Here is a 15,308-nt window from a genome sequence, read left to right as displayed (position 1 = left end):
TAAATTTATCAAAATTGTGGATGTATCTTTACTTTGAATTTAAAATACAACATCATGAAAAACTATACTTCACAATTTTTAATCGTAACATTAATTACTGGAATATTGGGTTTTACTGGTCTTGAATTTACTGGAGCATCGGTTGTAAGATTTATCTTTTTAGTTTCTGCAATTGGATTGCTGATTTCGTGTTTGGATTCAGTTTTAATTTCTAAAAATATGCGAAAATTACGTTTCAGAAAATTAAGAAATAGAGTAAAAAATAATTAATTGTAAACGATTTAGGTTCACCTTTTTGAGGTTCGAATAAATAATAAGCCCATCTTTACAGGATGGGCTTTTTTTTGCTGAAATTTCAATTTTTTAAAATATATATCTTTTAAAAGAACATTACCGCAGCCAAACATTAACAGACAGAAGGATATAATAGCGATATGTTTTTTGGCTTACAATTCCAATTCTGGTAACTTCAACTAAAAAGCATCTTTGTCACCACGTATTAAATTTAGGTGAGTTTTTAAGCAATCGATACAACCATAAGGTCAATATAGACACAACCACTAGCATCGCAGCCATAACATACCATGTAATGTCGAACCCAAACGTATTTGCTAGATTCATACCGCCATTGTGGCCTATCATGTGCGAGATTGAAAAACTCATACTGTATAAGCCCATATAGCTGCCTTTTCTGCCTTTGGGTGCCATTTCTAAAGCCAACGCACTTGAAAATGGAGAACCTACCATTTCGCCTATGGTCATTAAAATCATTCCAATAACAAGTACACCACTCCAACTAGAAATATTGACAACCAGAAAACTTAGTGCTATAAATACCCCGCCCCAAAAAGTCGCCATCGTTTTCGAAATTTTTATCCGTTCTAGCCAAGTAACGAGTGGCATTTCAAAAATAACGATGGTGGCACCATTTAAAAACATGAGCCAGCCAATGGTATCTTCGCTCAATAAATGATTCTGCGCATAGTAGAGTGGCATCACGCTAAAGTATTGCACAAACGTAATGCTCGTCAACACCATTATCACAAAAAACAGAATGAAATATGAATTGCGATAAGGTGCAAGTCCTTCTTTTGTTACAGCTACTGTTGGTTCATCACTGATTACTTTTTTAGGCTTCAATAAAACGAACAGTAAACCTGCTGCAGCTGCGCACGTAATTCCATCAATCCAAAAAAGTGAGGTATAGCTTATATTAGCGATTATCAAACCGCCAATAACAGGACCTATTGAGAAACCTAAATTTATCGCTAGGCGTATCAACGCAATACTTCGAGTCTTGTTTCCTTCTTTGCTATATACATCGCTGGCGACAAAAATAGCTGGACGGTAGGCGTCTGCTACTAGAATAAGTGAAAATATCCCAATACAAAAGCCATAAAAAGTTTCAATGTATTGGAGCAGATAAAACCCGATACCACCAAAAAATAAACTGCCCGTTATAACTTTGTAAAAACCAATACTATCTGTCAATCTCCCGCCAATCCAAGTGCCAGTAAAAGAACCGATGCCAAAACAGGTCATAATCAAACCCACCTCTGGTAATGTAAAACCTTTTTCACTGACCAAATACAATGATAAAAACGGAATCACCATCGCGCCAGCACGATTGATAAATGTTACCAAAGAGAGCAACCAGATTTCCCTGGAGAGCCCAGCAAAATTGTCTATATAATTGCGATAAAATTTTTTCATTTTTGGTTAATGAGTTGGTACATAAAAATAAAGCGTCTCAGTAAATACTGAGACGCTTTTATATTGGATTATCTTATTCTATAATTGGCAATACGCAAAATCCCAGTGTTGATGTCCATGGAAATACACTATTTTTAGAATACAAATGTTTGTATTGCGTTTCATTGTTTTTATTTTTTAGAGTAAACTTAGTGATTTTTATAATATAAATTCCTATAAACACGCATAATAAACTGTTGATACTAGGTTGATTTTACCTTATAATAAAATGTATAAATTACATTTTGTAACGTGTTGTAGCAAATTTAAGAACAAGAATGAAGATAATTTTAATATTTACGATTTCAATACTTAGTTCCATTTCCAGTTTGTTTTCCCAAACCATAGATATACAGATTTTTGGAGATCAACTGGGTAAGGCAATTGTAAAAAATGATTCAATTCTATACAAATCACTAATAGTACCAAAAAAATCCATAATTGAAAAACTGAAAAAAAATTCGGAATCTACATTGAATGAAAGTGAATTGAATCAGCTTATCGATAATGTCCATGCTAATTATCAAGAATTAATTGATATCGAGTACATGATGAGCTTCTTTAATTTAACAACTAAAAGGATATTTTTAATTTGAATCTAGACGATTTAGACTATGAAATTGTTGAAGTAAAAGGTATTCTTGAAGATTTCCATATTATACCTGTATACGGCAATTGACCATGATACCTATAAACATTTTACATTTTTTCTCATCAAATATCACGACAAGTTATATTTAGCAAGTCATTTAATTCACATCTCGGATGTAAACAAATTTGATGAGAGAGAAGAACTTAATAAAGTTAATATCTCTGCAGATAAAAATGGCTTCATTATTCATTATATGCAATGGAAGAATTGAACTAGATTCAAATATAGCATCAAAAAATGAAATCTTGAATTGTATACTGAACTCACCAACTACAATAGGGGTAGTGGATTATTCAAGAACTAAAGACGAAAACTCGAAAATGTGCTTTGTAAAAGGTAAATGGCAATACTCTTATTATATTAATTCTGGAGAAACGTCCGCGGGAACCGTCGAATTCAAATACCAATTCAACATCTCAGATGGCTATATTGACTATAATTACTATGATTTTATACATACAAAAGATGATTCGGATTTTGAGTCTATTGGATTTTTACCCTATAAATTCAATGGAAAAGTTTCAAAAGTTTTTACCGAAAAACAATTCGAAGAAATTGTGGGTGAAATATTTCTAAACCAGCTATTGGCTATAAAAAGAACTAAAAAGTACACTGACAAATGCTTTAAATAAACTTTCTACAAAATTGAACTGAATTTAATAGGTTTTTAAAATTTCCGCTTTGCTGAAATAGTAGTGTTTTATTTTTTCATAGGTTCTCTGCCGTTCTTTTTCAGCATTTCATTGAGCATCCATTCAATCTGTCCATTGGTAGAACGGAACTCGTCTTGAGCCCATTTTTCAATGGCTTTCATCATGTCTTCGTTAACTCGTAATGCAAATGCTTTCTTTTTTGCCATCCTTAAAATTTACTTTTGGCTTTTATGTTTATCTTAAATTGTTTGTGTAATAAATAGTGTTACACCAATGCATATACTCAATATAGAAATAATTACAAGTAGTATTAATACTCTATAAGAGCCCTTTTTTAATAACCAATGTCCAAGCATATCTATCTATTTTACTATTAAATTATTCTTCAATAAAGCGCACAATTTCTTCAATTAATGCAGGAGCTACTGGCATTTTATAATCATTATATGATTTTTGATTTTCCATATCGTTGCCTTCAATTTCTTTGAGGACATGGTTCATTTTGGGCACGATTAAAAATTGAGCGTCAAGTTTAGCTTCTTGCAATTGCGCCGCCTCACTTACCTGTACTTGTAAATCTTTGTCGCCATTGATGATAAAAACTGGAACATTCAATTTTGAAATTTCTTCTTGAGGATTATACTTCATCCAGCTATTGATAAACGGTTGGATGGAAGGTCTAAAAATGGAGGCGAGACCTGGACTGTAGTTTGAGGTGGTTCCATTTTGTTTCATTTCGGCAAAGGCTGTTCTGGCATTTTCTGTCAATCCTGGCGCTTGATTTTGTAATTGATCTACAATCACTTCATCAATAGGTTGACCTGCACCCGCGATTGAAATAAATCCATCTGCTCCCTGTTGCGCAGCCACCATCCCAACAAGTGATCCTTGGCTATGCCCAAGAATGTAAATTTTTGAAAACGCATCTGCTTTTTTAAAATAATTGAAAACATCAACAGCATCTTTAATAAAATAATCAAACCTAGTGCTTTCTTCGCTAATAGTTTTATTTTTCATTTGTTTCACGATACGTTTGTCATATCTAAAACTTGCAATGTTGTTTTTATACAACCCCTCCGCAAGAAAGCGTAGTGAATTGTTTTCCATCATTTGTTGGTTGCCATTTCGGTCCGTAGGTCCAGAACCGCCAATGATAATAACCAACGGAATTTTCTCTTCACTTTTTGGTGTCAAAATAGTTCCATCAATTAATGGTGAAACAGAGATGTCGCGAGCATCTTCTTTGATGGTCTGCGCTTGAATGAACAGTGTGTTCAACAATATTAAAAATGCAATCTTTTTCATAGTTTATTGTTTATTGCAAAGGATGTTGTTACCGTTTTGAACTAGCGTTAACGTAGTCACGTCGTTGTTCTCTAACCCAAATTGGATCTTTGCCTTTACCTCTTTATTCATAAACGCATTTTCCCCCACGTATTGTGCGGCGAGTGCGTTCTGATTGTTCAGTTTTACAAAGAGTGTACCGTCTTTTTCGGTAACAATAAAGGTCATGTCATAGGTTTTGTTCACGTACGTGCCCAAATATCTTTGAAGTTTTTCTGCGGAAATTTCAGCTTCATCCTCACTTGCATCAAATAATTTATTTTTCACTGGATTGAGAATATAATTCGCAATGTCAGAAACATTTCTATCTCCAGTATTCGTTGCAATTGCTATTACAGTTTCTGTTTCTGGGTCGATAATGATGTAGCTTGTAAAACCAAAAGTACGTCCACCGTGAACGAGCTGTTCTCCATCTTTTATCCAACCAAGCCCCATTGTTTGTGACCCCTCTGCCTCATAATAGGTTTGCATAACTTTTTGTTGCGCTGCTGAAATTCCATTTTTTTGAAGATAAGAAACCCCATATTTTAGTAAATCTGGAAGGGTCGCTTTCAATGCTCCAGCGGGTGCCATTACATCAAAATCCCATTGTGGTGTTAATTTTTTATCAGCATAAGCAAGTGCATAATGATTCCTTTTGGATTCAGGTAAGTTGATAAAAGTTTCGTTGAGGTTCAATGGTTTTAATATTTCCGAAGTGAGAATATTTTCAAACGTATCGTCTTTTATTATTGCCAAGGTCTCACCCAATAATGCTACGCCAAGGTTTGAATAGCTGTATTTTGAGCCTACGTTCACGGGTCCAAAATTTTTAAGCTGTAGGAACATATCCTTTCTGTAATATCCTTTAAAAGGATTTTTGAGGTCTGGCGGATTGTAGCCAAAAGGCATTCTCAATAATCCTGAAGTATGCGTGGCGAGATGCTTGAAAAGAATCGGGTTTCCCTCTTTGTCGCTCAATTTTAATGTGTCTGGAATATACTTTTGGACTGGGTCGTTAACGTTCAAAAGCCCTTCATTTTCCATTTTTGCGAGTAGGAGAGCGACGTAAGTTTTAGTAATAGAGCCTATTTCATAAAAGGTATTTTCATCTGCCTTTAATTTATTTTCTATGTCGCGATAGCCGCTATAATAGAAATAGGTTGCTCCATTTCTATACATTCCAACAGAAATGGAAGGATGGTTGCCAGAAGCAATACGAGCGTCGATTTCTTGTTTAGCTTCGGGAGTAATTTGTGCGTTGCAAATAGCACAAACAATAAATAAGCTTAAAGCTATCGAGTATTTAATGAGTGTTTTCATTGCTGTGCAATTTGTGTTGGTATGTTTTGAGAACGCTTTCCACTTCATTCTTTTTTTGAGTTCCGATTAAGGTTTTTTTTCCATTTTTGAAAATAATTTGAATTCCTGTCGAGCCACTAACATTATACGCTTTGCCATGTTTTCCTTTGGAAAAACGATATCCCCAACCGCCATATTCGGCAATGGGTCTGTATTGACGAACGTATATTTTAGAAATTTCGGACCAAGGAATATATTTCAATTTTAACTGAAACGGCCAAAAACCGTACGATATGCCTTTTTCATTTATTTCGGTGTTAAGGGAAAGAAAGAATATTAAAAAAAGAACAGCTAGCGCAATAACGTTTGTTAATATTAAACTAAGTAGTGTGGAGGAACTTTTTTGAAATTCACTTAAATCTGATACCGTTGAGTAGATAATAAACCCAAAAGTGACTACGGCAATAGCAATGAGCCACCACTGTCTAAATTTCTGTTCTTCGTTAAATGCTCTCATTATTTTTGTTTTTCTAAAATAGCGACGTAATGACTGGAAGAGCCACCTACGAGTTCAACATCTTTGACTTCCCAACCCTGCCTTGCATAGGTGTTGAGCAAATCTTCAAAGTTTTGAATATTATCTTTCCAAGTGACGTCTGTCTTTATAACTTTATATTCTTTCATAAGAGTTGTGCTTTTTTTAATTAGTGATTGAGCGTTCCTGCATTTACTATAGGTGACGCATCTTTATCGCCACATAAAATAACCATTAAGTTGCTTACCATTGCGGCTTTACGTTCTTCGTCGAGGTCGACTACATTTTTTTTGCTCAATTCGTTTAACGCCATTTCAACCATACTTACGGCACCTTCCACAATTTTATGTCGTGCAGCAACGATGGCAGTTGCTTGTTGACGTTTGAGCATCGCACTTGCAATTTCGTTTGCGTATGCGAGGTAGCCAATTCTAGATTCGAGCACTTCAATTCCAGCAATTGCAAGACGTTCTTCGAGTTCTTTTTCAAGTGCTTCGTTTACTTCTCCCATGCTTGATCGTAGGGTGATGTCTTCGTCGAGGCCTTCATCGGCAAAATTGTCGTAGGGATATTTGCTCGCCAATTCTCTCACGGCAGCATCGGTTTGAATACGTACAAAGTTTTCATAATTGTCAACATCAAAAGCTGCTTTGTGTGTGTCGCTCACGCGCCAAACTAGAATCGTACTAATAATAATGGGGTTTCCCATTTTATCGTTCACTTTTAAACGTTCGCTATCAAAGTTGCGAGCACGTAGGGACATTTTAGTCTTGGTGTAAAAGGGATTGACCCAATACAATCCGTTTTCTCTAATCGTGCCTATGTATTTTCCGAAGAGCAAAAGCACTCTTGAACCGTTTGGGTTTACCATTACAAATCCTGGTAACATAATAAGCGCTGCTAGAATTCCTAAACCAAATAATGGATGTCTGAACATCACAATGGCAGCGATGCTTCCAAAGAATAAAATTAAAAATAGAAAGAGCATCATATAACCGCTCGCCGGTGTTATTGTTTTTTCGTTTGACATGGTTGGTTGATTTAAAGTGATATTAAAATGATATTAAACAAATATAATATATTTTTTCTGAAATTTCCAAATGTTTTTACAAATGCAACTCAAATAGGAATGGTATCTTTGTTTAAAATTTGTGTCTATGAAATCTTTTTTGTTACTCTTTTCGGCTTTAATAATTTGTTTTAATACCGCATTTGCCAATGATGACTGGGGTAGAACGGGGCATCGTGTGACCGGAGAAATTGCTACTGAATATCTATCTAAAAAAGCATCCAGAGCAATCGATGATTTGTTGAATGGAGAATCGCTGGCCTTTGTATCAACCTATGCCGATGAGATTCGTAGCGATAAAACAATGAAGAATTATAGCTCTTGGCACTATGTGAGTTTTCCTTTTGGTGCAAAGTATGAAACTTCAGAAAAAAATAAATATGGTGACATTATTCAAGCGATTGATACGTGTATTACGGTATTAAAAAACCCCGAATCCTCAAAAGAGGATAAGGCCTTTAATTTAAGAATGCTTGTACATTTTGTTGGGGATTTACACATGCCGTTGCACGTTGGTCTTGCCGAAGATAAAGGCGGAAATGATTTTCAAGTAAGATGGTTTGGCGAAGGAACAAACTTGCATACCGTATGGGATACAAAATTACTTGAAAGCTACGAAATGTCGTACACCGAACTTACCCAGAATAAGGAAGATATATCTCTAGAAAAAATGAGAGAATGGGAGGGAGGCTCGGTTACAGATTGGATGTACGAAAGCAGAGCACTTTGCGAAGATATTTATGCAAATACCGAAATAGGAGAAAAACTAGGGTATGAGTATATGTACAGGTATACAAACGTTGCCAGAACGCAATTACATAAAAGCGGACTTAGATTGGCCAAAATGCTCAATGAAATCTTTGAGTAATTTTACAAAGCTTACTATTTTTTTTTTGTTCTTCTACAATGTAGCTGTTTTTAAGACTCGGCTACCCCCTCACTTTTTCAATTTTTATAATTTCTGAAAAAAGTGTACACAGAAAGCTGTGCATTTTATCGGTATTCTTTATTGGTATTTTTGTATTCTGTCGAAAACCTACGTCATCCTTATTTATATTGTTAAATCATTAACATATAGTTCGTTGTGCTAGAATATCTTTGTCCAAGTTAATTGAGATTATTTCGTTTCAAATCTCGGTTTAGAAAATATATTATTAAGCAAAAATGAATTTATTGTATTGATGGCAATTTTGAAAAACACATTTTTTATCGTTCGTAAACTTACAGGTCTGGCAATTGTTTTACACGCATTATATAGTGTAGCAACAATTACAAGTCATGTAGATTTTGTGACAAACGAATTTCCAGAATTTTTTGGAAACAAGGATGTTTTGATAATTGCTGCCACAATATTTCCATTTTTAGAATTTTTAGCGGGAGCCTTATTGTTTATGAAGATACACGTAAAAACATCTGCTGTTATTGCAGGAATACTTTCAATGGTAATTCTATTATTTATAGTGATTAGTGGTGTCAATTTTTTACCACTTATGTACCATATTATAATTGTGAGTGCATTGCTGTATATTTTTAAAGCATATCGACCCAGTATTTTAGATGATAGATTGTTGGATTTCCCTAAAAGTAAGGTTGATTCTTGGAAGTATCAATTTTTTAGATTTTGGTAGTTGATGTTGCCAAAAGGCCTGGGTAGTGCCTCCCATTAATAATAAACTACCATGCTTTAAATCTATTTTAAAGCGCTCATTTTTATCATGTTTATGCCTAAAATGAAACGTTCTTTTCGCTCCAAAACTTAAAGATGCGATGAAGGGGTGTTTCCCCAGCTCCTTTTCGTCGTCACTATGCCATCCATTGCTATCACTACCATCACGGTATAAATTGAGCAATACGCTGGTAAATCTTTCCCCACTAATTTTTTCGATATCCCTTTTAATTTTCTCCAATACTGGCGTAAATTTATTTGGGTACATTGTGATGTTTGAATATTTGTAAGGCTTCTCCTCATCACCATATAGTGCTGTCAACCTGGGCTGCTTGTACGTCTTCCCAAAAACAGTAATGTCATCTTCTTGCCAATGGGTTTCGGTCATTATTTTATTCTGAAATGTAGTTGCAATTTCTTCGGAATAGAAATTTGGGTAATACCAAACTTCAGCGTCTTTCATCGGTAATCTTAGAGGTGTGGTGCTTTCTTCCGAAGTAAATAAATCCATTTTTAAATATATTGATACGCCCAAAAAATCAATCCAAACTGAAGCGGAATTCTCAAAATCAAAAGCCATTTTGGTAATTTCATCGATGCCTTTTCATTTTGAAGCATATAAAAATGTACCGTCAAAAAAACAATCAACATGAGAATGATTCCCCAAGCTCCTACGTGTTGTGTACTGGGGTTTAAAATTAGAAATCCGGCTAGCATTTCGGCTATGCCACTCAACAGAACCATTAATTTGCGCTGCGGAATATATGGAGGCATAATGCGCTCATATATTTTTGGGGTTCTAAAATGATTTGCGCCGGCTATGATAAAAATTAAGCCAAAAAGATATTGATGCCAAGGTAACATTATATAGAATCTGTTTTGATGAGTAACGTGTCTCTGTTTTCTTTTGAAATAACCGGTGGCGTTTGGTATTTAAGCAAAGAGTCCAAAGGTTCGGCTCCATCACCTATACCGCCATCTGCTTCTACTGGAATCATTTTTTCTTCTGCTTTTTTGGAGCGACAGTTCGAGAAAATAAAACTGCTTAATATGAGTACTATGAGTATTTATTTCATTGCGAAATTTTAAAATCTAAAAGTAAGGAATAGAAAATAAAAAACCGCCAATAACATTTGCTATTGGCGGTTTTAGTTTTAAAAGATTATGATTATTCCTTAATCAATTGTTTTACGGTTTGACCAAATTCACTTTCAATTACCACCATATATGTTGCGCTTTGTAATGCTGAAATATTAAATGAAGCAGTATCTCCAGCCGATTTTAAATTCTCTGTTTGTACAAGTCTACCTGTAATATCATAAATACCTAATCGCTCAAGATTTATGTTTTGAGGGTTTGAAATATTGATAACATTATTTGCCGGGTTGGGGAACAACGTTACTGTAATCAACGCAATTGCTGGCGATTGTGTTCCTAAAGTATCATCCACGGTAAGTACAAAGCTACATGTTGCTTCAAAACCGTTATTATCCTCCACGGTGATTTCGATTACATGATCTCCTTGCTCGAGGAATGTTCCTGGAGCAGGGTCTTGCTCATACACTGTTACGGGAATTGTACAGTTATCTGTTGCAACAGCTTCTCCTGTCGCAATATAATCTGGTAATTCGTAAGGACCGGTTGACACTACTGTTTGGTCTTCTGGACAAACTACTGTAGGCGCTAATCCATCAACTACATTTACAAACGCTATACAGCTATCGGTATCTCCAGCAGCATTGGTAACTGTAAAGGTGATTTGGATTGGCGTTCCTATGTCATCACAATCAAAACTATCTCTATCAATACTCAATCCATCGAAACAACGAATTCCAGATGAACCTCCATCAAACGCAGTTGGTAAAACCGTAGCAGTTCCATCTTGCATCAATGTTACGGTTACGTTTTGGCAAACCGCGTTAGGAGGGAAGATGCCTTCTTCAACGGTAACGGTTGCTACGCAAGTAGATTCGTTTCCATCTTGGTCGATTACGGTTAATGTAACATCATTGGTTCCTATGTTTGAACAATCAAATTGTTCAATGTCAATTTCAGTAGAAATAACAGTACAATTATCTGTACTTCCTCCATCGATATCTGAAACATCTATCATCGCGATTCCATCTTCATCTAGCGTAACAGTAATGTTGTTACAAACAGCTGTTGGCGCAACTGTATCTTCCACAGTAACAATCGTGGTGCAAGCGGACTCATTTCCGCTTTCATCGATTACGGTTAGTGTTACTTCATTAGTACCGATATTCGAACAATCAAAAGTATCGACATCCAATTGATACTCTGCGATGGTACAGTTGTCAGTACTTCCGTTATCGACGTCTGTTGGTAAAATTGTTACCATTCCAATAGCATCTAATTGAACGGTTATTTCTTGGCAATTTGCTGTTGGGGCTAAAGTGTCTTCTACGGTAACTTCGGCAACACAGCTGTTGGTGTTTCCGTTTTCGTCTGTGATGATTAAAGTTACTTGGTTGACTCCTATATTGGTACAGTCAAAAGTATCAATATCTATTTCTGAAGAAGCAATTCCGCAGGCATCAAAACTTCCTCCATCAACATCTGTAGCTTGAATTGTTGCAGTTCCTGTTTCGTCTAATTGTACTGTTATATTTTGGCAAACTGCATCGGGTAAAACTGTATCTTCTACAGTAACGACAGCGACACAACTTGCTTCATTTCCGTCGGCATCTGTTATGGTAAGTGTTACGTTATTTGGGCCTACGTTTGAGCAGTTAAAAGTATCCATGTCAATCGTTGCATTTACACTTGCACAAACTGTTCCTGTTCCTCCATTTACATCAGCTGCATCAATGGTTACTGTTCCTGTAGCATCAAGTTGAACTGTGATATCTTGACAGATAGCTTCAGGTGGTGTGTTGTTTTCAACAGTAATTGTGAAAATACATTCTGTTGTATTTCCGCAGTCATCAGTTATGCTAAATTCGTTTGTTGTGATTCCTATCGGAAATTCGCTGCCCGATGGTAATCCTTGGATTTGTGAAACAGTTACATTTCCGCAGGTATCTGCTTCGTTCAAGTCAAAAGTTACCACAGCGGTACATTGCATTGGGTCTGTATCAACAGTCATGTCCATAGGGCAATCAACCGTAGGAGGTGTTGTATCTTCAATGGTGATGGTTTGAACACAACTTACAATATCGTTTCCGCAGCTATCAGTTGTAAGCCAAGTTCTTTCGATTACAGAAGTATTTCCACATCCTGGCGTTTCAGAGTCTGAAAAAGTTACCACTGGGTTAGGGTCACAATCTGATAATGCCATGGCCATCCCTGTATTTGCCGGTGAAGTATCATCGCCACACTCGAGTGTGACATCGTCTGGACAAGTAATGCTTTGACCACCAGGGCTACCTATAACATTTGCAATTGCCGTACAAGTTGAAGTTTTTCCTGTTCCTGTGGTTACTGAAACTTCAACATTGTTTAATCCTATATCTGAGTTAGTAAATGAAACAGTTGGCGCCAATGGGGTACCTGCAGTTACTGTAAAAGTTCCACAATCTATACTAATACTTTCTAAAAAGTCTGCAGCGTTTACCGTAGCGTTTCCTGTAACGTCTAGAAACACGTCCAGCGGTGCAGATACAAATTCATAATCATATATTAGAGACCACGAGTTTAAAATTCCAGGGTCTTGATTAAAGGAATCTTGGATAAAAATTGTCCAAGTACCAAGTGTATTTTCACCATCAAAAGCAGTTAATGGATTGCTTGGTCTGTAATCGGGTTCTGGAAATGCATTACCGGTATTACATCCTAATGCATTGGCAGATTCGTCATCAAATAATAGCATCATATCATCTCCGCTACATCCATCATTACCTCCATTGAATATTACAACCTGAGTTCCAGTGGGTGATTCCAGAATAATAGTCATATCTTCAACATAGGTATGAGCTATTTGTAAATCTACATTTAGGTCTGTAATGTTTACATTATCGGTTACTTCCATAGTGGTACTTACGGTATTTAAGTCAAGTATGGGCAAATTAGGGCTGTCGCTTGTTTCTCCCGTCATATTTAAAGTTCCACTGCCTTTACAGATAAGAACGGGTGGGTTGTCTGTTACTTCAATATCGTCCGTCAAAACACCAGGCGCTCCCGTACAAAAATCTATTGTTGCATAACTAATTGTCACCGTGCCTTCACCTGCGATTGCGGGGTCAAAAGTATAGGTCATTCCATTTCCGTCATCTGTAACTCCGGTTCCACTATAAACTCCACCTACTGGTGAGCCACCACCAAGTCCGGTTTGAATACCATCTCCAAGGCAAACTTCATCAATGGTATTAAAGCTAGAAAAGCTAGGGGGAAGTTCAAAAGCTTCGGTTCCATCACTTCTGCTATCAGTACTTCCTTGGATTGCGCTAAAGCCCAAACCTCTTCTTGCAAACGCTTCCCAAATTTCGCAGGCATTTGCACCTCCATAAATAGCTTGGTCTGCTGCAAGTATAGCATCCCTTCCATCTACAAATCCTGGAGAGCAGGGTTGTAATTTCATTCCTTCGGTAACAAGCGTAAGTGCTATGTTGTTTCCACCAGTACCGTTGTAGATATCTGGGTCAAAACCATTAGAGTCTATAAGTTCCCACGTCATTTCCCATAACATCATCGCCCATACTGAACCTACTCCGTGAGGTATAGATTCTGTCATGATATCATCGTAGGTATGTGGATTGATGTTAAAGTCGGTGCTGTAATCAAACGTTCTAATGCTATTTCCAGTGGGTCCAGTTCCTGTTAACCAAGTTCCAATAGGTCTTGCGTCTGGGCCCATATCACCAGGTTCTAAGGTCATCATCAATGCATAATAGTCGCTCCAACCTTCACCCATTTGCTCGTTGTTCTGTAAACAACCGGCAGCGGCAGCTCCTCCTGTTAATCTGTTTGATATTCCATGAGCATACTCGTGTATGATTACGCCATTATCTAAATCACCATCTCTAGAATTGCAGACGTACATTTGCATTTGAGGATTTCCACCATCTCCCGGTGTTCCCATATTGGCGTTACAGGTACCTGACCCATCTTGTGCTTCAGCAAAAACGTAATCACTCCCAGCACCCCCGTTGCCATAATTGTTTTCTTGAAAGTTACCAGACGCTTCGTTAAATCCATATTGATAGACAACATCATGTATAATATTGTTCCAGTAAAATAAATTTGTGATTGCTGCTGCTTCACTTTGGTCTGCGTTGGAATAGGTTTCATTTACAGGAAAATTAAAAACAAGTCCAGCACCTCCATCAGGACTAAATCCTGGGTTATCACCATCCTCATAAGCATGTGCGTTATTTCCTCTAGTAATGGTAAATTCGGCACCAGCAACTCCATTTGTGTCGTGCCACCCAAAAGGTGAAGCAATCGCGTTATCTGGGTCAGCAACCATCGTTCTTCCTCCGTAGTTGGGAGATTCAACAGGCATGGCGTACACATTGTAATTCCCTACGAGCGCTGTAGCTTCATTTGTAGGATACATCGTTTTCTTTTCAGAAATTTTCACTTCGGAAATGTGACTATTTGAATGGTCGTGTGCTTCATGGTCTCCATCAATATTACACGAAACTGTCCAGTTCTCTTTGTGTAGAATTGTTCCTGTTGCAGCATCTACATGAAAATTATACCATTCTGACCCTGTTGTTTCCTTGATGGAAAGTTCCCAAATCATTCTAGTTCCCGTTGCTTTTGAGTTGAAGTACATTAACTTTACTGGAATATCTCTTTCTGAAATAGTGCCGCCAGCAAAAATTGTTTTTTTATTGATACCACCTTCGAAAGAAAGTTGTTCAAGACTTCCAACCGAATATCCCATTGTATTTGCAACCGCATTGATTGCTTCAGAAGGTGAAAGACTTGCACTCGCCGAAGTAATCGTAGCATTTACATCATTCATAAAATTATTATGAGTGATAATAGATTTTCCCGAAGTATCTAAGTGGATACTTGATTCGGTACCATATATCTCTAAGCCGTTAATTGCCTGCCTCAAATAAATATGGTGAATGCCACTTACACTACTTGTATGCTCGCTCGTAACAACGTGAGAATTCCCTTTTTGGGAAACAAGTTGTTCTAGATTGATTTGTGATTTTTGATTGGAATTTTTCTTTTGAGCTGAAACTTGTAACAAAGTCAAGCATAGCAATAGGGGTAGTAATTTTTTCATTTTTATTTTTTAATTGAATCTATGATACATCTTTCAAAAAAAGTGCAATACTACTATTCTAGTACGCCACTTGATTTTAAAATGCCGACTAAAATAGAAAAAAAAGTGCTGAAGGGCAATCATTTATCTTATTACTGAAGTTTCTATTAGATTA

At 36.6% G+C, this 15,308-nt stretch carries 15 protein-coding genes; 4 read left to right on the top strand and 11 right to left on the bottom strand.

The genetic code is table 11. From position 1 onward, the window contains the following. Nucleotides 1-54 precede the first annotated feature (54 nt). Complete coding sequence (locus tag ACSHW7_RS09940; protein WP_435679200.1) at nucleotides 55-270, top strand: DUF1328 domain-containing protein; 216 nt, start codon at nucleotides 55-57, stop codon at nucleotides 268-270. A 219-nt stretch (nucleotides 271-489) separates the two neighbouring features. Here the strand turns inward: ACSHW7_RS09940 and ACSHW7_RS09935 are convergent, their stop codons facing one another. Further along, the gene (locus ACSHW7_RS09935; RefSeq protein WP_435679199.1) at nucleotides 490-1,713 is read right to left on the bottom strand and encodes an MDR family MFS transporter; all 1,224 of its coding nucleotides are present in this window, start codon (nucleotides 1,711-1,713) and stop codon (nucleotides 490-492) included. An 819-nt stretch (nucleotides 1,714-2,532) separates the two neighbouring features. Here ACSHW7_RS09935 and ACSHW7_RS09930 point away from each other — a divergent pair. Then, on the top strand, nucleotides 2,533-3,036 hold the full coding sequence (locus ACSHW7_RS09930) for a hypothetical protein (RefSeq protein ID WP_435679198.1): 504 nt from the start codon (nucleotides 2,533-2,535) through the stop codon (nucleotides 3,034-3,036). A gap of 68 nt (nucleotides 3,037-3,104) precedes the next feature. Here the strand turns inward: ACSHW7_RS09930 and ACSHW7_RS09925 are convergent, their stop codons facing one another. From ACSHW7_RS09925 to ACSHW7_RS09900, 6 genes are all read right to left on the bottom strand, one after another. Beyond that, nucleotides 3,105-3,263 (bottom strand): Arc family DNA-binding protein, encoded by a 159-nt coding sequence (locus tag ACSHW7_RS09925; protein ID WP_435679197.1) that lies wholly within the window; start codon nucleotides 3,261-3,263, stop codon nucleotides 3,105-3,107. 172 nt (nucleotides 3,264-3,435) lie between these two features. Further along, nucleotides 3,436-4,362, bottom strand: coding sequence for an alpha/beta hydrolase family protein (locus ACSHW7_RS09920; protein WP_435679196.1), 927 nt, complete (start codon nucleotides 4,360-4,362; stop codon nucleotides 3,436-3,438). Nucleotides 4,363-4,365: 3 nt separating this feature from the next. Continuing rightward, the gene (locus ACSHW7_RS09915) at nucleotides 4,366-5,703 is read right to left on the bottom strand and encodes a serine hydrolase (RefSeq protein ID WP_435679195.1); all 1,338 of its coding nucleotides are present in this window, start codon (nucleotides 5,701-5,703) and stop codon (nucleotides 4,366-4,368) included. Further along, nucleotides 5,687-6,199, bottom strand: coding sequence for a hypothetical protein (locus tag ACSHW7_RS09910; RefSeq protein WP_435679194.1), 513 nt, complete (start codon nucleotides 6,197-6,199; stop codon nucleotides 5,687-5,689). The genes ACSHW7_RS09915 and ACSHW7_RS09910 overlap by 17 nt, the downstream gene beginning before the upstream one ends. Next, nucleotides 6,199-6,366 (bottom strand): DUF4177 domain-containing protein, encoded by a 168-nt coding sequence (locus ACSHW7_RS09905; RefSeq protein ID WP_435679193.1) that lies wholly within the window; start codon nucleotides 6,364-6,366, stop codon nucleotides 6,199-6,201. The genes ACSHW7_RS09910 and ACSHW7_RS09905 overlap by 1 nt, the downstream gene beginning before the upstream one ends. A 20-nt stretch (nucleotides 6,367-6,386) precedes the next feature. After that, entirely contained in the window at nucleotides 6,387-7,247 is an 861-nt protein-coding gene (locus tag ACSHW7_RS09900; protein WP_435679192.1) for an SPFH domain-containing protein, read from the bottom strand. A gap of 127 nt (nucleotides 7,248-7,374) precedes the next feature. Between ACSHW7_RS09900 and ACSHW7_RS09895 the strand changes: the two genes are divergently transcribed. Then, nucleotides 7,375-8,154 (top strand): S1/P1 nuclease, encoded by a 780-nt coding sequence (locus ACSHW7_RS09895; RefSeq protein ID WP_435679191.1) that lies wholly within the window; start codon nucleotides 7,375-7,377, stop codon nucleotides 8,152-8,154. 313 nt (nucleotides 8,155-8,467) lie between these two features. Then, nucleotides 8,468-8,914 carry a hypothetical protein gene (locus tag ACSHW7_RS09890; RefSeq protein ID WP_435679190.1) on the top strand — a complete coding sequence of 149 codons (447 nt, stop codon included), beginning with the start codon at nucleotides 8,468-8,470 and terminating at the stop codon, nucleotides 8,912-8,914. Here ACSHW7_RS09890 and ACSHW7_RS09885 read toward each other — a convergent pair. The 4 genes from ACSHW7_RS09885 to ACSHW7_RS09870 form a co-directional block, all read right to left on the bottom strand. After that, complete coding sequence (locus tag ACSHW7_RS09885) at nucleotides 8,840-9,463, bottom strand: alpha-ketoglutarate-dependent dioxygenase AlkB family protein (protein WP_435679189.1); 624 nt, start codon at nucleotides 9,461-9,463, stop codon at nucleotides 8,840-8,842. The genes ACSHW7_RS09890 and ACSHW7_RS09885 overlap by 75 nt on opposite strands. 2 nt (nucleotides 9,464-9,465) lie before the next feature. After that, nucleotides 9,466-9,816, bottom strand: a complete 351-nt coding sequence (locus tag ACSHW7_RS09880) for a DoxX family protein (protein WP_435679188.1) — start codon at nucleotides 9,814-9,816, stop codon at nucleotides 9,466-9,468. Beyond that, nucleotides 9,816-9,950: a hypothetical protein gene (locus ACSHW7_RS09875; protein WP_435679187.1), complete on the bottom strand. Its 135-nt coding sequence runs from the start codon at nucleotides 9,948-9,950 to the stop codon at nucleotides 9,816-9,818. Before ACSHW7_RS09875 ends, ACSHW7_RS09880 begins: the two co-directional genes overlap by 1 nt. A 170-nt stretch (nucleotides 9,951-10,120) precedes the next feature. Next, entirely contained in the window at nucleotides 10,121-15,154 is a 5,034-nt protein-coding gene (locus tag ACSHW7_RS09870; RefSeq protein WP_435679186.1) for a M36 family metallopeptidase, read from the bottom strand. Nucleotides 15,155-15,308 lie beyond the last annotated feature (154 nt).

Source organism: Patiriisocius sp. (genome assembly GCF_051252435.1).
In the GTDB taxonomy this organism is placed as follows: domain Bacteria; phylum Bacteroidota; class Bacteroidia; order Flavobacteriales; family Flavobacteriaceae; genus Patiriisocius.
The sequence above is the reverse complement of the archived record's forward strand: the minus strand, read 5'-3'. Positions and strand labels throughout refer to the sequence as shown.